Source organism: Rhodopirellula sp. UBA1907, from assembly GCF_002337565.1.
In the GTDB taxonomy this organism is placed as follows: Bacteria; Planctomycetota; Planctomycetia; order Pirellulales; family Pirellulaceae; genus Rhodopirellula; species Rhodopirellula europaea.
Genome location: NZ_DDGH01000094.1, coordinates 302,019 through 325,356, shown reverse-complemented (window position 1 = coordinate 325,356; position 23,338 = coordinate 302,019). Strand labels below are relative to the sequence as shown.

The window sequence follows — 23,338 nt, the reverse complement described above, 5'->3', positions numbered from 1 at the left end:
TGCTTCGGTGTCAGAAGACTTCACCACCGGAGCGTCGTTGGCCTGGGTCGATGCCATTGGATCACCGCATCCGGCGACCGCGAAAACGAAGCCGCCCGCAACTGCGAGTCCAAAAAAGTGTTTCCAAAGAGGCTTGGAGAGCAGTGGCATCGTTCGGCCTTGTGGTTCAGGGCAAGGAAGGGGCGATTGAGGTGGGCAGAAGCAGCGTAGCGGCGAGTACAGGACTCGCTCGTTTGATCGCTCGAATAGTGTTCATTCACAATGACGAGATGCAAACGCATAGTGAATGCTCAAGCGTGCTCCGTGTCCGCATCTATTTTACCGCAACGTTCTACGCAGCAAACCGGCAATTTGGTTGCTGTGGTGGCTAGATTTTGACTCGATTTACAATCCTAACCGCAAAGTCGGAACGGTTAGGTGGTGGTGGAATCAAACGCTTCCGCATCGTGACGAGCTTCCATCGCCCCGCTGTAGATCTCATGAGCAACCAAGACGACCATTCCAACCAATAACGGCAAAATGTAATAGATAACGCGAAAGATGAGAACGGATGCGATGACGGGTTTTCCGACCGTGTCTGCCAGAAGCGTCCAAAGGATCAGTTCGAGGACTCCCAGTCCGCCGGGAACCTGCGTGATCAGCGACACTGTGATTCCAACCAAATACGCTGCCAAAACGGTTGGAAATGGGACAACCGCGTCACCGGGCATCACCAAGTAGAGCGCCGTGGCTGAGATTGTCAGGTCAACGATCGCAACGGAGGCTTGCGCGGTCGCAAGTCCCAGGCTTGGCGGACGCAGATGCAATTTTCCGATCGGCCATGGTTTGTGCCAAACCAAGCAAATGATCGCGTAAAAGACGGCAATCGAAAGCAGAATCGCGCCCAGCGTTCGCACTCCAAACGGCAGGTCAAACTTGGCGGGTAGTTCGATCGGGTGAAGAACCAGGACGACTCCGCCCAGCACGCAGACACCTGACCAGAACGTCAATGCCAGAACGCTCATCAGGGCAACGATTTGCCGGTGAGTCAGTCCCCAACGGTGATAGAACCGATAGCGGATCGGGGCGGCGGCGAGCAACGTTCCCAGGTTGTTTCCCAAGGCATAGCCAAGAAACGCGACCAACGAGACTCGCCGGAGTGGAAGCGGGCGACAGACATATCGGAGTGCCAATATGTCGTAGCAAATCAGCAGGCCGTAGTTCAGGGCCACCAGGAATGTCGCGATGATCAGGTAGGCGGTGGGAACGCCGGTCAATCCAGCGACGAAGTCATCCCACGACACTTTTTGGGCTTCGCCGATCAGCAGCCGGACGGCCAAGCCGAACAGCAGCAATGCCATGAACGGGCCGACGAGCTTGCGGGGATCGAATTTCACGCACAGGGGCTTTGTTTTAGGAGCCGCCGAAGCTTGCTAGTTCCAATCCGATTGGTTTTCGCGTGGTTCGACGTAGCGGATGTCTTGCAGATTCAGGCCCTCCAGACGTTTTTCCAGTTCCTCGAGGTCTGCCTTCTCTTGTTCCGGCGTTTTGTCGTTGCCGCGAGTCTCTTCGTCAAGCTTCCGTTGCTCGTCGTCGGACTTCTTTTGACGATCTTCACCCGAATCGGATGAGCCGTCGTTGTCGTACCGCGATTGGGCGCGGATTCGGCGATCGGCGGCTTCCGGATCGGTCCGGGCCTCGATATCAGCCGCTCGCACGCCACCGGGATCGAAGACACTGCCGACCCGCCCCGTTTCTCGAAGCGTTCTTTCCCAAGCTCCGCCATAAGCTGGATAGGCATCCATATCGCAATCACCGCACAAGCGGCAGCCGGTTGATGGGACCACCAGCGTGACCAGCAAGATCAGCGAAAAAACGGCAGAGGCGGTTCTTCGAGCGGACATGTGGGTTCGGAGAGGTGAAAGGGGGGAGGTTGTGACGGGTGGGAAGACGGGCGAACGGAAACAATTGCTTCCGGCATCCATTTCCCGGGGCTTGAGCTCGACGATTGGCAAGCGGTTTGCGAAAACGTCTGGGCACAAAACCCTCCACCATCCCTATCGGAATCGGGCAGATTTCGGGTGAGGTAATTTGGGGAGTTTTTGTCGATTATTTCGGTCGGTCCAAATTTTCCGGCAAAAATTTTGAAGTTCCGCTCAAGTTCGCTCTTCCACGAACCGGGGCAAACATGTGACAAGAGCGTTCCCGGCGAGCAAGGAACGCTCTCAACCGGTCTCTTCTTTTTGTTCCGCTTCACGCAGGATGCCAGTGATGCCTCAGTTGATTTTTTTGGCGACCGCCACCAGTGCCATCGGATTGCCCTTGATCGCATTGATCATGTTGATGGTCAGTAAATTGTCCGTGGGAGCTGCGGCCCGTCGTGCTGAACGGCGTTTTTTGGCATCATTGGTTATGATGAGCGTGATCACGGCCCATACCGTGACCACCAGCGAACCGACTTGGTTGATCCACACGGTGACCTTGGCGGTCATGATTGTTGGATCCCTTTGGATTCCTGGGCAGCATCCACCCCGGACTTCGTCCTCACCTGAACACCCGACTCTAGCCGGTTCATGAACTCGACCACCGAATCACCGTCCGACGCAATCGCCACCGTCCGAGTCATTCCCGGTGGTCCAGTCTGCGGTTCCATTCGGCCTCCCGGAAGCAAGAGTCTGACCAACCGAGCCCTGTTGATGGCAGCGTTTGGTCGCGGCACCAGCCAGCTTGAAGGTGCCTTGGTCAGCGAAGACACCCACGTCATGACGGATTCGCTCCGCAAGATTGGCGTCGACATCGAGTCGCGAGATGCCGGACGAACCCTCGTGGTCACCGGCGTCCAGTCCGCACCGAAATCAGATTCGCCGTTTGACCTCTATATTGCCAACAGCGGAACGACGGTTCGATTCTTGACCGCCGCCCTGTCAGCTCTGGGCGGCAACTACGTTCTGTCGGGTGTCCCCCGAATGCACGAGCGTCCGATCGGAGACTTGGTCGATGCTCTTTCGCCAGTCGTTGAAGGTCGCATCGAAGCTGTCTCCGAAGGCGGTTGTCCTCCCGTTCACATTCAAACCTCGGGTTGGGCCAAACACGAGCTGAACGTTGCCGGCAGCGTCAGCAGTCAATATCTCAGCGGATTGATGATGGCTGCACCACTGGCGAGTCGTCGATCAAATCAGCCCGTCAAGATCCGAGTCGTCGGCGAGTTGGTCTCACGTCCCTACGTTGAGATGACCGCCGATGCGATGCAGGTCTTTGGTGCGTCGGTCGAGTTGCAATGGCCAATGGCTGCCCAGAGCGATGTAGCTGCCCAGAGCGATGTAGCTACGCAGGGCGATGTCCTGGTTCAGATTTCGGGCGACTACGACGCGATCGGTTGGTCGATTGAACCAGATGCTTCGGCGGCCAGCTATTTCTGGGCGGCTGCGGCAATCTCCGGCGGTGACGTTACAGTGAAGGGGCTCAGCCGAGCCGCGACCCAGGGCGACGTCGCATTTGTTGATGTCCTGGAGATGATGGGCTGCCAGATCGAAGAAGGCGATGATTCCATCCGAGTGATCGCGACGGATTTGCCCGGCGGCCAGCTTCGCGGCGTTGATGTCGATATGAATGCGATCAGCGACACGGTGCAGACTCTGGCGATGGTGGCGTTGTTCGCGAATTCACCAACGCGTGTCCGCGGCGTCGCTCACAATCGATTCAAAGAGACCGACCGCATTGGTGATTTGGCCTGCGAGCTTCGCAAGCTTGGGGCGACGATCCAAGAACATGACGACGGGATGACGATTCATCCGCTGAGCGAGCCCGCCGTCAGCGAAGACAATCCAGTACGCCTGGATACGTACCATGACCACCGAATGGCGATGAGCTTTTCCTTGGCCGGATTGCGACTGGGCGGAATCGAGATCGAAAACCCTGCCTGCACCGGCAAGACGTATCCGAACTATTGGTCGGATCTGGAACAGCTAATCGGCCGAGCGCACCACTGGACGGCGGAATAAACCGGGAGAACAGAGATGGCTCTCTTAGTGACCTGCGACTCCGGAGGCGACCGGATCCCAGAATCACTGCGCGAGCCTTTGGCACACGCCGGTTGGAAAGACACGTCCTCCGGCGTCGATGCGGTCATCTCGTCGCCGTCATCGCGATTGTCGCTGCCGTTGGTTGATCGAGACGCCCATTTCGCCGCTCGAATCATTGCCGAGCACGCGGAGTGTGATTTGATAGCAAACCCGTTCCGGGCTGACTTGGTGGATGTCGGCCGGTCGGTCCACCACCGCAATCTTTTTCCGCCCGCGGTTCGGAAGCTGCCTGCGAAGGTACGCAAATCAATTTTGTCGGAGATTCGCACACCGTACCGGGATGCGGTGCGACGCCGGGTGAGCGGCATGCTGCTGGAATTCCCCTACGTCGTTCATCTGTCCATTCGCAGCTTCGCCGCTCGTTCCGCTTCGGGGCAATGGCAGCGCGGCGACGTGGGTTTGCTTTACGATCCCGGGCGTGCGGACGAACTCGATTGGTGTCTGGATTTGTCTGACGAGCTGTATTTCGCGATGCCCGATCTTCGCGTCCGCCGAAATCATCCTGGCCGCGGGACCAACGATTCGCTCACCAAAGCAATGCGAAAGCACTTTTACGACGTGCATTACCTGGGCGTGGAGGTTGTGCTCAATCGAGCCTGGGCCGCTCGTCCGGTCCGTCGTCGACGCGAGGTCCTGCGAGTCCTCGCAAACGCGATTCGAGAAGTGACGCCGGAAGCCACTCCTCAAGCCGCCTGAGTCGACTATCAACCTGTCCACAATCAACCTGTAGCTCGGTGGTCCCCCACCGAGACGAGCACTGAACAAAACAGGTAAATCTCCGTGGAGGACCACCGAGCTACAGGGTTTGGGAGTCGGCTTGTTCCGGTTGCCGAACCTATCCGCCCGTGACCTTTTCGTTTGAATCGGTCGTCCGTTGCGGAACAAATTCTTGCGTGATGAGTGACTTCCGTTGCCGATCAACTCGATAGGCACCCGCATGAAGCGATCGACGGTGCCATTTCATGGACGAAGCTGGAATGTTCTTTTCCCCCAGCCTTCGAGTCCTCCACATGCGAAATCTCACCCTCGGCACGATCATCGTTGTCGGCGGCTTACTCGCCGCGATTCCTTTTCGTCGCGACGCGGTTCACCCTGAGTCTTCTGATCCCAACGCGTTGGCAACCGGCCCCACGTCGGCTCCTTTCGCGATCGCTACGTCTGCTCCTCTCAATCCGCCCTGGGACACGGAGCCTTCGCTGGCCGGCCAACCGGAATCGGCTTCCGGTCGTTCGCAATCGAACGGTTGGCCCAACCAATATCTGCCGGACCCGCCCAGCCAAGGTTTTGCCGCTCCGGCGAGGTCTGAAGCTTTCGCCGCAACTGGACCGGACGCCATCCCGTCGCACCAGCCCGCACGTCCACGTCGAGACGGTCGTTTGCCGCTGACTTACAACGATTTGGCGGTTCCTCTGAGCAATCCCCACTTCCCGGACCAGCGATTCAATGCGTTGTCGGGATCTCCTTCGAACCCGTTGCCACGTCAGTCGATGCCGCCGATCGGCAAGGCCGAAGCTCGCGTTCACGGGGCGTCGCCGCCGAGCGAGGCACAAGTCGCTGCACAATCCCCGGCAACCGCCTCAGCAAATCTGGCGTCCAGCCCGGCTGTTCGCGAAGAGTCGACACCGGCTCAGTTGGCCAGTTCCGCTCCTGAATCTCGGATGAGGCCGGATACGCGGCAGCAAGTTCTGCGTCCGCCAACGATGGAATTGCGAAGTTCGCCATCGCCTCAGGAGCCGCCTCGGACGCGTTCCTTCCGAATTCCGGAAGTCGAAATGCCCGCGATGCCGCCCGCACCCAGCGTGATGGAACGGCAACGTCACTGGATCCGCCAGCCCGACTGAGTCGGTTTTTCCGGTCGCTTGGTAGCCCGAGGTGTGACAGCCTGTTGGTTTAGTCGTATACCGAATGACAACAATTAGCCGATGGGCGTTGGCCCCGGTTGGCGTTTGACTAACCGCCGCTAACGCGGTACGGCTCATTAAATCAACAGCCGGGTGAGCGAGGATCGAGTGGGGCGTTGCTTGCGTGAATGGCCAACGGCCTCTTTCAACCTAGCCTGGGGCAACGCCCCAGGACGAGGAAAGCACACCCTCGCTTTGGCCAACGGTCAAACTCAGCTTCCCTGAGGCTATGTCGCTCGCCCAATTTCACACGAAACTCGCGCAGGCACAAACACGCATGGCAAGTCAAGGCCGGTTTCTTATGAAACCAGTCTTGTTTCGCGAGCTTTGTTTCACCTAGTTTCCCGCTTGTCCAAGGAGTTCCTTGGTCGGCCGGCAAACGGAATTGCCGGCAATGTGATTCATCCATCTCGGACGCATTCAACGTGGCGAAGATCTTGTCAGTCGTGAACCAGAAAGGAGGCGTTGGGAAGACCACCACATCGGTCAACCTCTCCGCCGCCCTGGCCATGTCTGGCAAGAAAACCTTGTTGGTCGACATAGACCCACAATGCAACGCCACGTCGGCTTTGGGCCAATCGCCCGCCGCACATCACGGATTGACGGGAACCGAATCGCTTCCTGATTCGATCGTCGAAACCGATGTGCAGCATCTTGGGTTGTTGCCCGGTAGTCGTTCTTTCCATGACGCTGACTTGCTTGCAGAAACCGGCGATCGTTCGACCGCTCGGGTTCGCAAACATCTCGACAGTGTGATGAGCGAGTACGAATACATCTTGATCGATTGCCCGCCCAGTGCGGGTGCCATGACCGAAACGGCTTTGACCGCCAGCACCGAAGTGTTGATTCCGATTCAGTGCGAGTACTTCGCAATGGTCGGCGTCACACAACTGATTGGAACGATCAAGAAAGTCATCACCGCCACCGATGGTCGTCTGACCTTTGGCGGCATCCTGCTGACGATGTACGACGAATCACTTGAATTGACCCGTGAGGTTGACGAAGAGGTCCGTGACTTCTTTGGCGACATCGTTTTCGAAAGTGTTGTGCCTCGGGACGTCGCACTGTGCGAAGCCCCCAGCCACGGCCAAACCGTTTTCCAGTACGCCCCGCGAAGTCGCGGCGCGTTCGCTTATACCCAACTGTGCATGGAGGTACTGCAACGTGACTAACGCGACAACCAATCCAACGAACACCAGTAAAGCACCCGCTGGCAAAGACCGCCGCCTTGGAAAAGGCTTGGCAGCATTGTTGGGTGAGCCAATGGACGACATCGTTCCTCCTGGCGAAACCAACGACGCTCCTAAACCTGGCATCCAATCGCTCGAGTTGCCGATTGATTCGGTCGAAGCCAACCCGTTCCAGCCACGCCGGGAATTCAATCCCGACGAGATCGCTTCGCTGGCAGAATCGATCAAGAACCATCAGCAGCTGCAACCAATCTTGGTTCGCATCGTTGACGGTCGCTACCAACTGATCAGCGGCGAACGTCGCCTGCGTGCGACCATTCACGCTGGCTTGAAAACGATCCGCGCCGAAGTTCGCGAAGCCGACGATCGCTTGGTCGCTGAGCTTGCCATCATCGAGAACTTGCAACGCAAGGACTTGAACGCGATCGAAAAAGCGATGTCGTTCAAACGCTACATCGATGAGCACAAGTGCAAGCAAGACGATCTGGCTCGCCGCTTGAGCATCGACCGAAGCACGATCGCCAACCTGATGCGTTTGTTGGAGTTGCCACAGCCAATCGTTGAGATGGTGACCAGTGGCGAATTGACCGCAGGACACGCTCGGGCACTGTTGCCAATCGGCGAAGTGGAAGTGCAAGTTGCAACAGCCAAGAAGATCCTGGAAGAAGGTTGGAGCGTTCGCAAGACCGAGACCGGCGTTGCTGAATTGCTGCGTGCAGAAGAAGACAGCGACACCGGATTGAAAGTCACCAACGTCTCGCGTCAAAAACGCAAACCTGTTCCTCCGCACATCGAAGCGATGCAGCAAGAGATGCGGATGGTGTTCGGCACCAAGGTCGAGATCAAAGCCTCGGCTCGCAGCCGCGGGAAGATCACGATTCATTTCAGCGACGCGGAAGAGTTCGAACGAATTCGCGGCTTGCTCGGCGGCGTCAATCGCCCACAGCTTCGCGTTGCGGGCTGATCAAAATCGGCTGAGCGGAATTCGCTGAGCCATCGAAGAATCACCTGGCCGGCGTGGTGTCGCAGATTCAGTCTGTCACCACGTCGGTTCTTTCATGCGCCCGTCGAGTTCTCGTTTGGGTTGGCGCCTCGGTTCCGTAGGTTGGGCTTCCAAGCCCGACGAGCACCAGCAACACAACCAGTCTCCAATCTCCGCGAAGGCGGCCGTGCAGCTTTACTTCACCCTCCCAGAGGGAGTGTGAAGCAAAACGGCGCGACCTCGAAGCGAGGGGAGCCAGGTCAATTTGAATTAGAGCGGTTGCTTCGTCAGGCTTGGAAGCCCAACGTACCGGGTGGACGAATGTGGCGTGGGTTTGCGCTCCCCCGAGCGGTCGAGCCGTCCAGGCAAACTGATCGGGCCTTGCGGGCTGAATTCCGGGCGATGCCAGGGTGAATTCTGCTCTTGGGCCTACGTGGGCGGTACCCCGCCGTCTAAAATCAGATGCGCGAATTATCGGCGATGTGGCCGGCATTTTCGCGGGTGATGCCCTCTTCGGACGTGTTGATGTCCAGCCTGATTGAAACAATTGAAGTCGACGCCGCTCTGGCAAACCGTTTGGCAGAGATGCCTACCGATTCGCAGACCCTGACGCTTTCGCTCGATGCGATCGCAAATGGTGGATCGACCGCCGGTGTGTTACAGCATCCCAGCTGGGCTCAGAATCCACACATTCTGACTTCACCGCGGACGGCCGGCGCAGGCGATTCCAGTGAGGAGTTGTCCCAGACGATCGAAGCCCCCAGCAGCGTCGGGGCCGAAGATGATGCTCCGCAGGCCGACGGCAATTCGTTGGCGGGCAGTCCCACGGATGGTCAATCAGCGCTGGCGAAGTGCGAAGGCTTCTTGCCGCCTCGTCGGATTGCGATGTTGAGCTCGGACCCAACCAAGGCCGACTGCGTGTCGCTGAAAGATGTCGAGTACCGATTGATCGGAACACTTGGCAGTGGTGGCACCGGGATCGTCTATCAAGCTCACCAGCGTGCGATCGATCGCGAGGTTGCAATCAAGGTGCTCCGACGTGAGCTCGCGGCCGACGCGTCTTCGCGTGGGCGGTTCTTGGCGGAGGCCCGGGTGATCGGTGCGCTGGATCACCCCAACGTGATCGCGCTGCATGATCTTTGCATCAATGACGAAGGTCAGCTCTTCTATTCGATGAAGCGTGTCGATGGAGCGAGTTGGGACCAGCAAATTGATACGCTTTCTTTGGAAAAAAACCTCAATATTTTGCTGCGAGTTGCCGATGCGATTCGTTACGCCCATTCGCGAGGACTCGTCCATCGCGATTTGAAGCCCGAGAACGTGATGCTCGGTCGCTTCGGCGAAGTCTTGGTGGCCGACTGGGGGTTGGCTCTCAGCAAGTCTTCTTTGACGCCGTCGTCCGCGGTGGCCAGCACCGATTCGCATCACGCGATTGGTGGCACGCCCGCCTACATGGCACCGGAACTGGCAGCGGGTGATCTGTTTGGCATCACCTACGCCACCGACATCTATCTTCTCGGTGCGATCCTGTTTCGTGTCGTCACGGGTTTCCCGCCACATCACGGCAAGAGCCTGCTGGCTTGCATTCGCGCGGCGGCGAACAACAAGATCGAACCCATTCCAGAGAACCTCGGCGACACCGAGTTGGAATTGATCCAGATCGCACTGAAGGCGATGGCGACCGAACCATTGGATCGGTTCACTTCGGTGGAGGAATTGATCGAAGCGATCGAAGGTCACCGTTCGCACGAAGCCAGTGATCGATTGGTGCGAAGAGCGAAACGTCGCCTGGCTGAACTGGACGAACTCGATTCGGTGGAAGACACCAACAAAGATAAGGGAACGTCTGGATTACGAGCCGATCGCTACGAGCGTTTCGCGGCCGTCGATGCTTTGCTTCGCGAAGCCATCGAGATTTGGCCGGACAACCGCCGAGCGATCGACACGCTTCGCAGCACTCAATTGGAATTCGCACGCACCGCCACCGCTCAAGGTGACTTGGATTTGGCGTTGGTTCTGTACGAATCCGCGGGGCAATCCGACAGCGAAGCGGCCGCGCGGGTTCGCAAGCAACGCGATCGCCGAGAACGGGTTCGCGAGAGCCAAGCGAAGTACTCGACATTGTTCACGCATTCGCCCGACGCGGGTCTGCTGATCCGATGGTCCGACGGCGTGGTGATGGAAGCCAACACGGCTTGCTTGGAATTGTTGGGCTACGAAAAAGAAGAAGTGGTCGGCAAAAAGATGACTTCGCTGACCATTTGGGCGTGCCCGAAGGCTCGTGAAAAGTTCATCGATCAATTGGCCCGCGAAGGTCAGATCGACAATTTCGAAACCCAGTTCGTGCCCAAGCAAACCAAGTTGGCGAATCCGATCTGCGACGATCGCCCGCGGGATCGAAATGAAGTGAAAGGTCTGATCGACGTTCTGATCAGTTCTCGGACGGTTCAATTGGCCGGCGAAGAGATGCTGTTGTCGACCGTTCGCGACATTTCCGCTCGCAAGGCCGCGGAGCACGAATTGGAATATTCCCGCCGGCGATTGCGAGACCTTCAGCGTTTGGCGGGGTTAGGTAGTTGGTCGTTCACCTTGCAAACGCAAGTGATTCATTGGTCTGAAGAAGCGTTTCGGTTGACCGGGCGAGACGTGCGTCGCGGGGCGCCGGATTACAACGATTTCGTCGCGTCGATTCACCCCGACGATCGCGAATCGCTTCAGATCGCCATTGAACGCAGCGTAACCCAAGGGACTTCGTATCAGTTGAAGTTTCGGTATCGTGACGACCAAGGCAAATATCGAAAGCTGTTCACGCGAGGGAATCCGGTGTTTGATGCGGACGACAACGTGATCGAGATCTACGGCATCTTGCAACACGTCGCTGCGAGCGGTGGCTGATTCAGTCATGCCGGCCGTCGACAACGTTGCTTCGCCGGAAAATCCACGCTCGTGTTCCGCTATGCTGAAAACTGGTTTCCCGCCGAACCGGAACACACTTTTGTTTTGCTGACCCACCCTGCCCTTTTTCCTCCCCCTTCAGTGCCCTGACATCGCCGACTCAATCCACCGTCTTGCGTTACACGCAATCTGATCCCGATGTGCGGTTGATGCTGCGCGTGAAAGAGGACGATGCGGGCGCGTTTGAGGAATTGGTTCGTCGTTACCAAGCGAGATTGGTTCGATTGATGCAACACTTGGCACCGCGAGGGGGACTGGCTGAGGACTTGGCCCAAGAAACATTTTTGCGTGTCTATCGAGCTCGCCAAAGTTACACGCCCGGTGCAAAGTTCTCGACTTGGTTGTTCACGATCGCGGGCAACGTGGCTCGCAATTCAAAACGGACCGCATCGCGAAGACATGAAACCAGCGAAGTCGATTCGCAACGTGGTTCAGATGACTCAGACGATGCTCCGTTTTTGGCGGTGACCGCGGTTGATAGCAGCGGTTTGATGCCAACTCGCCAAGTCGAAGGCGACGAACGAGCGGCCATCGTTCGTTCGGCGGTGGCGTCGCTCAACGAGCGTCAGCGGATGGCGTTGATCCTGTCTCGGTTTGAAAACATGAGCTACGTCGAAATCGCCGAAACGATGGGCCTGAGCACCAAGGCCGTGAAGTCGCTGCTCAGTCGTGCTCGCGTCAGTTTGAAAGAAGCTTTGACGCCGTACATCGAATCCGGACAACTCGGTGGAACGTTTGACCCAGCGATGTCGCTTCCATCGATCAAAATCGATCACAACTCCAAACAACCCACCGGTGAAGTTGTCGAGGAGGATCCATCATGAACGATCCGAAACATTCGCTTGACGACAAAGCCAATTCGTCCCATTCCAATTCCAACGACACCGGTCACGCTTCGGGTGACAAAACCCTTTCGATGGCAATCCCAACCAAAAACGAATCGCGATCCGATCAGGGCTTTAATGCCGACGACGCGACGCTGCGCGAAATGCCAGTGGATCGTGACGACGAGCAACTGGTCGCTTACCTGGATGGTGAGCTATCGGGGAAAGAACGTGCTGAGCTCGAAGATCGCCTGATCAACGAAGAGTCGCTGCGTCTTCGTTTGCAAGGGCTGCAGCGCGGTTGGGATATGTTGGATGTGCTTCCGGCACCCGTTGCCGATGAGCGTTCTGTTCAAACGACTTTGGAAATGGTGGTTCGTGATCTCACGCGAGCCTCGATGGGGACGGAACCAGTCGGCCCCGTCAACGGCAGTGTCAGTTTGGATGCCCTGCCCCAGCAACGCAGACGAAAGTGGATGCGCCGCGTCGCGGTCTTTGGTGTCCTAGCATTGATCGTTTCTGCATTGGTGACGTGGCGTTGGCAATCGATGTCGCGCGCACGGCAACTTGCCGACCTTCCGATCGCGATTGATCACCAAGCTTATGCCAGCACCGACGACTTGGATTTGATTCGAGAACTCGAGCAGTCGCCTGATTGGATGACTCTGGCCAGTCGTTCGGCAACGAAAGACTTGGAACGTTTGGTCGACCAGTACGGTGGGACCGACGAACTGCTCGAAGCCATTTCGGATCTGGATGACGAACAGCGTGCGACCGCGTACCGTCGTTGGGACACGTTCAACAACTTGTCGCCTCAGGCACGTGAGACAACTCGAAAACGAGCCAAACGCGTGGCCGAAGCGGAGGACTCGCAGAAATTGCTGGCAACAATGCGAGCGTATTCACGTTGGAAAGAACAACTCAGTCGCGACACGCTCGCATCGATCGAAAGTCAAACCGGTGAAGCTCGCCAGTTGGCGATCGACGAGGGTGTTCGTGAATCGATGAACGTCATCGGGCGAGTGACGGCGAAGGGCTTGAGCGATGAAACGATCGAGCGGATCGCTTTCACCATGCGTCAAATTGTCGAGCAACGTGTCGAAGACGAAGAGCCCGCGGCAATGCGAATGATGGAATGGTTCCGTCGCTACGGTCGCGGCGAGACGGATAAAGCAACTGCCTATCATTTCATCGCACATTCGATCATCGGTGATTCGCGTCGACGTCATAGCTCGCGAGACAAACGTCGCGGTCCCGAATCGCCTCCATTGTCGCTGAGCGAGTTGCACAAAATTGAAATCATGTTGCCACAGGATGACTTGGAGTTACTGCGGACTGTTTCGGCTAACGCGTGGTTCCGATCAATGGTGATCCGTGACTGGGCTGAGGAAGCCTTGCGACGTCGTGGTCGTCCGGATGCCGAATTGAAAACTTTGCAACAGGCCTACCAAGAAGCCTCCGCGGACCAAAAGGAAGTGTTGGACCTGCTGCCACCCGGAGAGGTCCGCGACCGCCTCCTTCGTCCCTAGCTTCACCACTTCGGTAGTGGACGAGGCAACGAGTCCCGTGCTATTTCGGTAGCGGACAAGGCCACGAGTCCCCTGCTTAACAATTCGTGTCCTCTGCCACCGCGCTCCTCGTGCTCAGGGCTCCGTGGTCTCGTCCACCACGTCAATTGCACCCATCTCGCGTGAAACTCACGCACGCGATTTTCTTTCCGACTTGATCTTTTCGGCTCAAGTTTGCTACCTCGAAAGCCGACGCACCAGCGATTGCCGCTGACGCTCCGCAATCGCTTCGCAATTCACGGTTCCGCTCGGAGCCTCGGAAGGCCGGATAGCACATGAACGACAACACGATTCGACGACGATTTGGACCCGCAAGCATGTTGCTGTGCGCATGCATGGTCATCCCTTTCGCGATGTCATCGAGCATCAGTCTGGCTCAAGAAGCCGCTGAGAAATCGAAGTCCAATTTCTTCCCGTTTCCCATTCGATTCGGAATGAAGTCGGAGGCCGAGATCAAAGGCAAAGCCGATCCGGCCCATCAAACACAACCGGCAACCAAGTCGACAAAGGCCTCCGCATCGACGGGCAACTCGCCGCGACGGATTCCCGTGAAGCGTCAGCTGACCAAACCCAAGCACGCTGCGTTTGACGATTCGCACGAAGACGACGGCAATCTGACCGTGGCTCAGGTCCAGCACATTGACGCGGGCGGCGTCCGATCTTCTCGCGTGAAGCTGCCCGCCGACGGTCGCGTTGTCGTCCCGGGCACCGATGGTTTGCCTCATTTCGAAACGCCGGGTGAAGTGACCAGCGTCGAAATCTTGGACGCGGACGGGAACCCGATCAGCAGCGAACTGCAAGAAGGCGAATACTACTACGGCTCACAACCTGCCCCGGTGCGAGTCGGCCAGCCACTACCCGGAACATTGTCGGTGCCCGCGCGAACGGCGCAAGCTCCGATGAATCGTTTCGTGCCACACTCGGTCGACGGCGAAATGGTCGACGGAGTCGTTGTTGATGGCGAGTGGATGGATGATCAAGGAAACTATGTTGGCGAGATGGGCGAGACCTACATCGAAGGCGAAAGCATTTTGATGGAAGGCGGCTCTCAAGGTCACTCGACCGCCTGCGATGAATGCGGTGGCGGTTGCGTGGGTGCCTGTGACGAACGAATTGACGCCCGCATTCGAGTTCTCGCCTATGCCCTTTCGGATCCGCTGCACGATCTTTGGATCCGTGCGGACTACATGCATCTCTTTGTCGACGGGCAAAATGCACCGTCCTTGGTGACCACCGGTCGCGCCGGAACGGCTCGGGACGACGCGGGTGAAATCGGACAAGTTGGGACTCAGACGTTGTATGGCGGAATGCTAAATGACGATGGACGCTCCGCCGGACGTTTTGAAGTCGGTCGCTATCTCGGCGACACGGGCCTGGCAATTTCCGGATCGATCCTTTTCTCGGAAGACATCTCCAGCCAATTTTTCGCGGATGGTTCGCAGTATTCCATCTTGGCTCGTCCCTTTGTCGACGTCACACCCGGTGGCACCGACAATGGCGAAGCAGCAGACATAATTCAATTCAACAACGATTTGCGGGGCAGCATTTCCGTTGACTCATCAACCGAGTTTGGCGGGGCCGACGCATTGGTGCGAGCTCTGTTGATCAACCAACGTGGGCGGCAAATGGAATCGTTTATCGGCTACCGATTCCTGCAACTTGACGACCGGTTGACCATCCATGATGAGCGCCGGGCACTCGTCGACGGCGGAGGCATGCAGGCAGGTTCGTTGTTGGAACAGACTGATGATTTTTCGGTCGAAAACCGTTTCCATGGTGCGACGATGGGAATTCGTTCAACAACGTCGGGCCCCGTCTGGTCGTTCAACACGGCCGTGCAATTGGGAATCGGCGTGACGCACAGCAGCGTGGCGGCATCGGGAGCGTCGGTCAGCACCGAACCACAGGCTGGTGGCGGTGTCATCACCAGCCGATCGAACACAGGGTTGCTGGTTCGATCCACCAATTCAGGGGTGCGAGAATTCGACGAGTTGTCTGTGGCTCCCGAGATTCAGTTGTCGGTGACTCGTCACTTTTGGAATGACTGGGACGTGACGATCGGATACCAGTTCTTGTATCTCAGCCGCGTGCTGCGGGCTGCTGAGCAGATTGATCCATTGCTGAACCAAAGTGATCTGACGATCGGGGGATTCGAGGGCAGTCGCCGACCGAATGCCACCGGAACGTACAACGATTTGTTGGCACACGGGATCACATTTGGAGTCTTCCATCCGTTCTGAGTGGGTGAAAACGCGGGTGGAATTCAAGAGAAACTCGGCAAAATCGGTGCGTTCGAACGGCCGAAAAAAATTCCGCAGCGAACCCGCTGGAATCGGCCAGACTCCTCTTTAGCAACCAAGCAACGCGTGCTAAACTTCCCACTCAGTCGCACCCACTACCCCGTGGTGTAATTGGCAACACAGCTGGTTTTGGTCCAGCCATTCTAGGTTCGAGTCCTAGCGGGGTAGCTGACAGGACTGTCAGCGACAGTCAGAAGGCCGCAAATCACGTCTTTTGCAGCACTTTCCAAATCGTCCGTCTGGTGTAAGTCGTGGTGTAAATGCTCCTGACAGTCGGTGAGCGTCCCTGACTGGTGTGCAATCTGGTGTACGACACCACAGCTCTCGTTGATGGCCCGATCGAAGCTGGCCTGCGTTGCCATGGCGTAGTGCTTCATTGCCACTGGAACGCTGTTGCCCAACCAGGCGGCGACGTCTTTCGCAGGGAATCGAGCAAGCAACTCTGTTTCACGAGACGCTCGTAAGTTCTGAAGCAGCTTCGGCCATGGCGCCAGCCCCGCCCGTTCGACGATCTTCGTCAACGTTGTGCCCACGTTGCTGTCGGCTCGGTACCTGGTTTGAACGAACTCCGCCCCCGCCGGCGCCATCTCACGTGCTCGCATCAGGTGTGGCAGTAGCTCCGGCCCAATCGGGCAAACACGCGTAGGTGGAGTCTTGTGGCTGCGGACCACCATGCGGCGGTTCGGGATGTCGATGTCATCCCATCGCTGGATCCTCGTCTCGTGCGATCGCATCCCAGCGTAGCGAGCAAACGCCAGGATGATTCGCCAGTCTTCGCAAGGAGCCACCTTGATACAACGCTCAATCCAGTCCTGAGGAATAAACGCCTGTCTTTCGACGTTGGTACCAACGGCCGCTACCTCGTCGTGAAACGGGTTCGCATCGATGTGGCGATGTTTGACCGCACCGCTGAATATCTCTTTGGCCCTCCCGATTCGGCGACGGACTGTGTTGTGAGCGAGGCCTTCAGGATCCTTGCCAGCGGCCACCGATTTTGCCTCGGTCTGCAGCCACACCCGATAGTCCTCAGCGTCTCCCGGGCTGATCTGGTTGATTGGCTTGTCTTTGCCGAAGAACGTTGTCAAGTTCGTCCCGGCACGCTCAAGCTGCTCGATCGTCCCTGGCTTGCGATTGCCCTTGCCGATGTACGTCTCAATCCAGGTGGCCAGCGTGAGCAGCTCTGGCTGTTCGTCCTTTTCGGACGCCCTGGGTTTGACGAGTTCCCAGCTGACGAGCTTTGCATGGTCCTTTCCGTCGAGCGCCAGCAGCCAGGCAGAGAGCTCCAGATCCGGCGTCTGATTGTGCCGCGCGCAAAACGCGAGCTCCTCCAGTTTCCGGCCAATGGATTCGGCCTGCTTCTTCGTCACCTTTCCCGGATAGTAGCTCTTTCGTACGCCCTTTCGGATGAAGAAACGGATTTCGCGATTGCCGTTCGCACGCGTGATGATTGAGGCCATGCGGTCGATTCTCTTTTCTGTGCCCGCTGGAAGAGAAGCATCGCGACGGCAGGCCACGGGCAGCCAGCGCACGGACAAAACGTCCGATCGCGATGCGTGAACGATAGAATTTTTTTCTTTCGCGTCAAAAAATCTAATTTTGAAGTGGTTTCTGATGGCTTGGTGGGAAGGTGGTACCAGCGGATTCAACGCAAGCTATTGGACGAGAAGGGATTGCGGCACTCGTAAGGGGCAACATGAGTTTCTAGCTGTCCTGATCTCGAGTCACTGGATGCATTAGCCGGCCCCCGAAGCCATTCAATCGAATAGCTTTTCCTTCGCCGCCCCGTCGTCTGCTTCCTGCTCCGGTCGTTCAGCGAGTTTTTTCTTGCGTCCAAAAAATCTTCCGCATCGTCCGCAAACAACTTTTATTTCTGAACCGAATTTTTTCTCCACCTGGTCCGATTCGCTGCAGCTGGGTGAGCAGTTCGCCGGAACTCCGGAACGACTGGAACTATTTGGCGTCGTCGCAGGATTGCTGGCGCCCGTCGCACTACCCATATACTCATTCAATAAAATCTCACTCTGACCCCCAGAGGTTCCTGACGTTCCTGAGTTCCGGCGACCAACTGGCCGAATGGTCCAAGCGGTGGTGTTGTTGGCATTTCTTGATGACGAAAATTTTTGCCCGTTCAAAATTCTTCCGTCGAATACTTTCAACGCCATGCCAATTCTTCGCGTCGTGCATTTCCTGTCGCCCAGCAGAGAAAGGATTGCATCTCGCAAGCGCCGGTGGACGTAGTCGCCGTAACCGTTGTGGACTTGGATCAGCTCGTGGATATCCGCAGCCCTGATTTCCGAGCCTTCATCCAAATCAGCCTCCAGTAGCCCAGCGATGAGATCAGGGAAAACGTCGGACGCGTGCGTGTCTGCTTTGACGCTGATCGTCCCGGCGATCGGATCTGGTAGCGAGAGCCACTCGATCGAACCTCGGATTAGTTTCGACCAAGCTTCGAAACTTCCCCAACGTTGAATCGTCGGCTGGGCACCGGAAAGAAGAAATGCCCGAAGGATAATAAACACGTCACTCGCAAGTTGAGCGCGATGCTTTGCGGCATGTCCAAGGAGGTCGTTGTATTTGAAATCGTCCCGAAGATCCGGGTTTTCGACGGACGGCTCCAGTCTCACAAAGCAACCGCGGCGTGCGATGTCGGAACTGACCAATGCGTTATTTGCGGAGAAAAAGAACGTTTGTCGAATCGGCATTTCGGGAGTCTCCTCGGATTTGCCCAGGATCCTCGCCTTCCACGTTTCGGCGGTCCCAAGAGCTTCGATTGACTGACCGCCCAGAACAGTCTTGCAGTTGTCGAACAGCACCATGGGAATCCCACTCGTGACAATCGACGTGACTGACTTGCAAACCTCTTCATCTTTCGACGGCCAGGGGTTTCGCGTCATCGACCGACCGGTTGCGATCGTAGATATCAAGTCGACAAGTCGTGTCTTGCCAGATCCAGCAGATGACGCCTCGAATATGAACAACGGACAACACCCGCGAATGGCTGGCTTGGCGAACAATGTGAGCAAACCGGCAAGCCATGCGGATCGATGGTGCTCTTCTTTGAATTCGAAGTCGCGAACTAAATCGAGCAGTCTTTCAGCTGACCTCAATGCATCATCGCGGGTGGGCTTGTCAGGCACCTCCACCCGCAGGCTCGTCTCGAGGTAGGTCCGCGTCGCCGAATCGTATCCTGGCTCGCTGCAAACAGAACCGTCTGGTCGCAGAAACGGAAACTCCGCGACACCATCCAGCTTTCTGACGCCCGGGTAGCTCGCGAATTTGTCAATCTGCTTGCACAACGAGTCCGTCAATGTTTTTGGACGTGTCTCTCCACCTTCGTTTTCGACGACGAACTCGGCAAGCGATGAAAGCTCAGTCCGAAGATGAGCTGTCGGCAACCGTCGCACCTGCAAGGTGAGCTCGTCCCTGTTCAACGGGTGGTCGTCCGTGGTTACATCGAAGAGTTTGCCACCCCGCTGGTAAATGCTCGGCGATTTGGCGAGCGCTGCAATTGAAGATTGGACGAGCTTCTTTTCATCGGTGGTCCAAATTATCTTCTTGCGGCTGGGCTCACTATTTTCGATATCGGTGAGCGGCTGGATCAATGATGACTTCGCTGCACGTTCAGCCAGGTCAGCAAACGTCCCGCCGCCTCGAAAGAAGTCTCGCAGGTCCGGGCCGTGTGACTTTTCGGTCGGGAATGGAAGTTTGACGTTTCGACATTGTGCTCCTGCCTCTGCGAAACGTTGGCACCAGCCGGGGGTTACTTTGCCCGACGCGTGCGACTCGCCAACTGAACCAACCTGGCCAGCAGCGTCAGCATCATGGATTACCCACAACTCGCGATCAGCAAACAGGTCGAAGGACCAACGTTCTTGCTCCCAGGATTGGCGTGAATCTCTCGCGCCGAATGGATTGGTCAGAATGAATGAGTCGGGCGGGATGTCGTCGCGAAGAACGGCGGTCATCCAATCACTGATGCCTTCGGTCTTGATTGAAAGGCGAGCGGGAAGGGTGCCGTTCAGCAACGAATCGATTTGTCGAATATCACCGATCAGACCGCGACTATTGCCGCCGATGACCTTCCTTTTGGGACGCGGATTGCCAGGATCTGGTTGCCCGCTGCTCCAGGCAAACAACTTCTGGCTATCGACTCGCTCAACGATCCAATTGACTGGCCCAGCCTCGGATCCACCCTGACCCCAAACTGGATAAACGAGGACACGAGCGGTTTCCCATCGGTCGGGAGAAGATGCAACTTTGTGGCGCAGGTCGCCAATCTGAAGGCCCGCATCACGAAGACGGTCCGAAGCCGCGCGGACATCAGGGCAGCCGAAACGCTCAAGGAACGGCGCGGCATTAATCAGGCTCCATGGATACAACGTCAGCGATTTCGGGAGGTCCACCTTCCCGCCGGCCTTTTTTGATGTCTTCGCGTTGCTACGGCCTTTCGTCTTGTCGCCATCTTTAGCCGTGAAAGTCGACGACTTGCTTGCTCGTCCAACAGCGTGGCCGATGACACCAGCGACAAACTCAGCCGCGTCGGCCATTCGCTCATCGCCGCGAACGACCTGGGCAAATGCGATCCAATCCGACCACTTTTGATCGGTCGCGTCACATTGCCCGCAACCCTTTTCAGGATCATTGATTTTTGCTTTTGGTGAATCAGACCCGGGCAAACAAAACTTTCGCTTGGACAAGGCATCATCAACATGTTCTATCTGTAGTGCTTCGCAGATTTCACGACCGCGGCCGCATGCTGCCGATGATAAGTCGCTGATCCATGTTGGTGAGCGTCTGCGATTGGTTGTTGCTGGCATGCGGGAAGGTGATGAATCCAATTCTGACGACGTTTCGAGATCGAAGGTGGCTGTCATGCTTCGACCTCGTACCCCGGAGGAATCAACGAGCCGGCGACGATCGCAAATTGGGCTATCGAGGAATGCACGTCACACCGCGGGTCATCGTCCCATGGCGTAGGCGGCATCACTGAGGTTGACCGGCGATGGTGCCGGGCATGCCACGCGGCCACGCGAGACAGCCACTCCCCTGGCGTCATCTCGATCGGGACTGTGTACGTAGCCTCCGCACATACCCACCGCGCGAGCGCTGCGCCTGGCCCGGTGTAGGCGGCGGTGCGATTCCACCGGCGGACTTCATGTGGCGATCGACGAATGAGAATCGAGGCTTCCGCCAAGAAACGCTCCCTCTCGCCGGTCAAAAACGTGGGCTGGCACAACGCCTCGTCCGCGACGGTGTAGCCTGGCCACCACGAAGGTTGTGCGCCAAGGCTTGAAAATTCCCGTGCAAGTGCAATCATAGATAGGTCCTTGAATCGCTCGCGTCGCCTCTATCGCCTCCGCGCCGCGAACATGAAACCGAGAAACGTCTGATCAGTGCATGCCGCGGCTGATCAGACGTTTCTCGTTAAATGGGGCCTCTGGCAATCGCGACCACCGCAATGCCGGCCTGGGTCGATCATGTGGCGACTCCCTCGGTCATCGCCGACAACACGGCCGCAGGATCGAATCGCCGCGCCCCCAACACCTTGCTTGATGGGATCTTTTTCGCTGCGACCATACGCGCGACGGTCGACTCGCTGACATTTGCAATTCGGGCCATTTCGGCGGCGCCTACCAGCTGCGGCGTGGTCGCCGATTGCGACTGTCGCGACTGGCCGGCCATCTTCTGCAGCTCGGGGGCGAGCATACGCATGACCTCCGCGGCGATATCGCTCACTAGCTGTTCGCGATCGGTGTCGCGAATGAGAAGGTCAGGCATTCTGCAGCTCGTTGGCATTTGAGCTCTGCGGAATTTCGTTGGCTGCCGCAATCCTCTCCGAAGTCTCCAGGAGGATTTGCAGCTGCCTGGCTTCCTCGAGAACCTTCTTGAGTCTGCATTTGATAATTTCTGGCTGCGGGATGCAGGACAGCGGGCCACGCTTTGGCATCGTTTTCCTCATCTTTCCTCTCCGAGCGAACGAGAAGCGAAATCAACTACGGGTGAGGAGCCAATGTTGCATGCTGGCCAGCGACGGGTCAGGGACTATTGGGGGACGCTTTGAGGATGCTATCTTCAGCGGGGATGATCGCGACTTCTCCCCTGTCGCTCGGGGCGATTCGAAATGGCCATCCGTGCTCTTTCAATTCGATGTTGATTCGTTTCGCCATTTTCCTGCAGCCATCCTTCGCGTCCGCGTAGTCGAATTCTCCACCGACTGAGAGTGCTTCCGGAGTGCATCGGCCACCTGAGTTCAGAAGAAATTTGACAAACCGAACCTGATCACTGGTTGCAGGCCCGTTTAATGCTCTCGGAGCATCAAGCCACGTTGCAACGTTCTTCAGCATCAAGTTGTCGCTGGCCGGCCCCTTAGCTTCAGACGAGTGTCCTTCGCCTGAAAAAGCCGCTTCTAGAATCTGCCGATGCTCAGCCTGCGAAACCTCGAGGCGTCTCAGCAAACTCATGAGCCCAGATTCAATAGCTTGCTCCAGATCCTCGGAGCTGCCCGGCAAGCGACTCATTCTCTCGAGTTCGAGCAATCGCCTGCCTTCATGGATGGGTACCTGGAGTGCTCGGGCAACGGCCATTGATGAGAACTGGCTGAAATTGTTTGCCGCCCTACGTAATCCGTCATCATGGTTCCGGTAGTAGCCCGGACGGACGAACCCATGCCTTTGGTATTCATCGAGAAACTTCGAGTAGTGTTTTTTGAGCAATCGGCATCCCTCGGGAAAGCCAGACATTTCATACACCCGTTTCCGTCGATCGTTGGACCAAATCAGCTCCCCACTGTAAGCGAAGTTTTCCTTGTCCTCGTCGATCGTCAGAATGAGATCATCAATGCCAAGCTTGACTCCCGAGAACTCCAAGTCCCATTCATTTGTTGGTGATGACTCCAACAGTCGGCGAAGATTCTCAAGCAGCGACTCGGCCTTAATGCTGAACGGCAAACGCTCGAGCAACTTCACTGGCAGTGGCATTGCTAGTGAATGCTGCTGCGAACTGATCCGCCGCAGCTCGCTCTGAAATAACTTGATGCTCATCGGTTCCATGCAAACAAAGAAAGCCCGCCGCTCGCCCCAGTGCATGGATACTGAAGCGAGCAACGAGCAGAAACCACCGGGATCAATCGGCGGCAAAAACACGGTGATCAAACCGCGTGGATCGTCATCTTCTTGGCCTGCGGGAAGGCCGTCAACCAACCATCCACTCAGCGCGGTGTTCCGCGATCTCGTTCAGCCGCGACGCTCTCGATGAGTAGGCCGTCAGCTTCCACCGATCGAGCTTCAGCCGGTGCCCAAGCCGCTCTCGCTGCACGAGTCCGAGTTGTTGTAACGCGTCCAAATCACGCTCGATTGTTCGAGTGCAAAATTCGCCATCAGCGTGACGGACTTCCGAGATCAGCTCGTTGATCGTCGCCCCGTAGCGAAGCGGCCCGAGCAGTTCGATGACGATTAGAACACGCTGCAGTTGACGAAGCCGCCGGGAAGGATCATGTGGCATTTGATGCACCTCCTCCGACAGCAAATAGCGATGCTGCGACAGTTGCCCAACGTTGCC

The 23,338-nt window shown here is 57.1% G+C and carries 17 protein-coding genes and 1 tRNA gene; 10 read left to right on the top strand and 8 right to left on the bottom strand.

Annotated elements, in window-relative coordinates:
* Window positions 1-413 precede the first annotated feature (413 nt).
* The 3 genes from B2R17_RS22860 to B2R17_RS22850 form a co-directional block, all read right to left on the bottom strand.
* Window positions 414-1,376, bottom strand: a complete 963-nt coding sequence (locus tag B2R17_RS22860; RefSeq protein ID WP_008654134.1) for a UPF0104 family protein — start codon at window positions 1,374-1,376, stop codon at window positions 414-416.
* A gap of 36 nt (window positions 1,377-1,412) precedes the next feature.
* Window positions 1,413-1,883 carry a hypothetical protein gene (locus tag B2R17_RS22855; RefSeq protein ID WP_008654136.1) on the bottom strand — a complete coding sequence of 157 codons (471 nt, stop codon included), beginning with the start codon at window positions 1,881-1,883 and terminating at the stop codon, window positions 1,413-1,415.
* Window positions 1,884-2,255: 372 nt separating this feature from the next.
* Window positions 2,256-2,471 (bottom strand): hypothetical protein, encoded by a 216-nt coding sequence (locus B2R17_RS22850; RefSeq protein WP_286765818.1) that lies wholly within the window; start codon window positions 2,469-2,471, stop codon window positions 2,256-2,258.
* Between the two features lie 81 nt (window positions 2,472-2,552).
* On the opposite strand from B2R17_RS22850, the gene aroA reads away from it, so the two are divergent.
* The 10 genes from aroA (at window position 2,553) to B2R17_RS22800 (ending at window position 15,949) form a co-directional block, all read left to right on the top strand.
* Window positions 2,553-3,980, top strand: coding sequence for a 3-phosphoshikimate 1-carboxyvinyltransferase (aroA, locus tag B2R17_RS22845; protein WP_286765817.1), 1,428 nt, complete (start codon window positions 2,553-2,555; stop codon window positions 3,978-3,980).
* Between the two features lie 27 nt (window positions 3,981-4,007).
* Window positions 4,008-4,757, top strand: a complete 750-nt coding sequence (locus B2R17_RS22840) for an N-formylglutamate amidohydrolase (protein ID WP_414707393.1) — start codon at window positions 4,008-4,010, stop codon at window positions 4,755-4,757.
* A gap of 314 nt (window positions 4,758-5,071) precedes the next feature.
* The gene (locus B2R17_RS22835; protein ID WP_286765815.1) at window positions 5,072-5,902 is read left to right on the top strand and encodes a hypothetical protein; all 831 of its coding nucleotides are present in this window, start codon (window positions 5,072-5,074) and stop codon (window positions 5,900-5,902) included.
* Window positions 5,903-6,387: 485 nt separating this feature from the next.
* On the top strand, window positions 6,388-7,134 hold the full coding sequence (locus B2R17_RS22830) for a ParA family protein (protein WP_081605557.1): 747 nt from the start codon (window positions 6,388-6,390) through the stop codon (window positions 7,132-7,134).
* Window positions 7,127-8,116, top strand: a complete 990-nt coding sequence (locus B2R17_RS22825) for a ParB/RepB/Spo0J family partition protein (RefSeq protein WP_008654155.1) — start codon at window positions 7,127-7,129, stop codon at window positions 8,114-8,116. Before B2R17_RS22830 ends, B2R17_RS22825 begins: the two co-directional genes overlap by 8 nt.
* A 522-nt stretch (window positions 8,117-8,638) precedes the next feature.
* Window positions 8,639-11,029: a protein kinase domain-containing protein gene (locus B2R17_RS22820; RefSeq protein WP_286765832.1), complete on the top strand. Its 2,391-nt coding sequence runs from the start codon at window positions 8,639-8,641 to the stop codon at window positions 11,027-11,029.
* A 173-nt stretch (window positions 11,030-11,202) separates the two neighbouring features.
* Window positions 11,203-11,913 carry an RNA polymerase sigma factor gene (locus B2R17_RS22815; protein ID WP_339886644.1) on the top strand — a complete coding sequence of 237 codons (711 nt, stop codon included), beginning with the start codon at window positions 11,203-11,205 and terminating at the stop codon, window positions 11,911-11,913.
* Window positions 11,910-13,442: an anti-sigma factor family protein gene (locus B2R17_RS22810; protein ID WP_286765813.1), complete on the top strand. Its 1,533-nt coding sequence runs from the start codon at window positions 11,910-11,912 to the stop codon at window positions 13,440-13,442. Before B2R17_RS22815 ends, B2R17_RS22810 begins: the two co-directional genes overlap by 4 nt.
* 356 nt (window positions 13,443-13,798) lie before the next feature.
* Entirely contained in the window at window positions 13,799-15,721 is a 1,923-nt protein-coding gene (locus tag B2R17_RS22805) for a BBP7 family outer membrane beta-barrel protein (RefSeq protein WP_286765812.1), read from the top strand.
* A 156-nt stretch (window positions 15,722-15,877) separates the two neighbouring features.
* Window positions 15,878-15,949, top strand: a tRNA-Gln gene (locus B2R17_RS22800).
* Here the strand turns inward: B2R17_RS22800 and B2R17_RS22795 are convergent.
* The 5 genes from B2R17_RS22795 to B2R17_RS22775 form a co-directional block, all read right to left on the bottom strand.
* On the bottom strand, window positions 15,925-17,238 hold the full coding sequence (locus B2R17_RS22795; protein WP_286765811.1) for a tyrosine-type recombinase/integrase: 1,314 nt from the start codon (window positions 17,236-17,238) through the stop codon (window positions 15,925-15,927). The genes B2R17_RS22800 and B2R17_RS22795 overlap by 25 nt on opposite strands.
* A 297-nt stretch (window positions 17,239-17,535) precedes the next feature.
* Window positions 17,536-20,478, bottom strand: a complete 2,943-nt coding sequence (locus B2R17_RS22790; protein WP_286765810.1) for a hypothetical protein — start codon at window positions 20,476-20,478, stop codon at window positions 17,536-17,538.
* A 778-nt stretch (window positions 20,479-21,256) separates the two neighbouring features.
* Complete coding sequence (locus B2R17_RS22785) at window positions 21,257-21,559, bottom strand: helix-turn-helix domain-containing protein (RefSeq protein ID WP_286765809.1); 303 nt, start codon at window positions 21,557-21,559, stop codon at window positions 21,257-21,259.
* 257 nt (window positions 21,560-21,816) lie between these two features.
* The gene (locus B2R17_RS22780) at window positions 21,817-22,980 is read right to left on the bottom strand and encodes a hypothetical protein (protein WP_286765808.1); all 1,164 of its coding nucleotides are present in this window, start codon (window positions 22,978-22,980) and stop codon (window positions 21,817-21,819) included.
* Window positions 22,973-23,338, bottom strand: a 366-nt coding sequence (locus tag B2R17_RS22775; RefSeq protein WP_286765807.1) for a hypothetical protein, incomplete at its 5' end; no start/stop codon positions are given. The genes B2R17_RS22780 and B2R17_RS22775, both read right to left, overlap by 8 nt.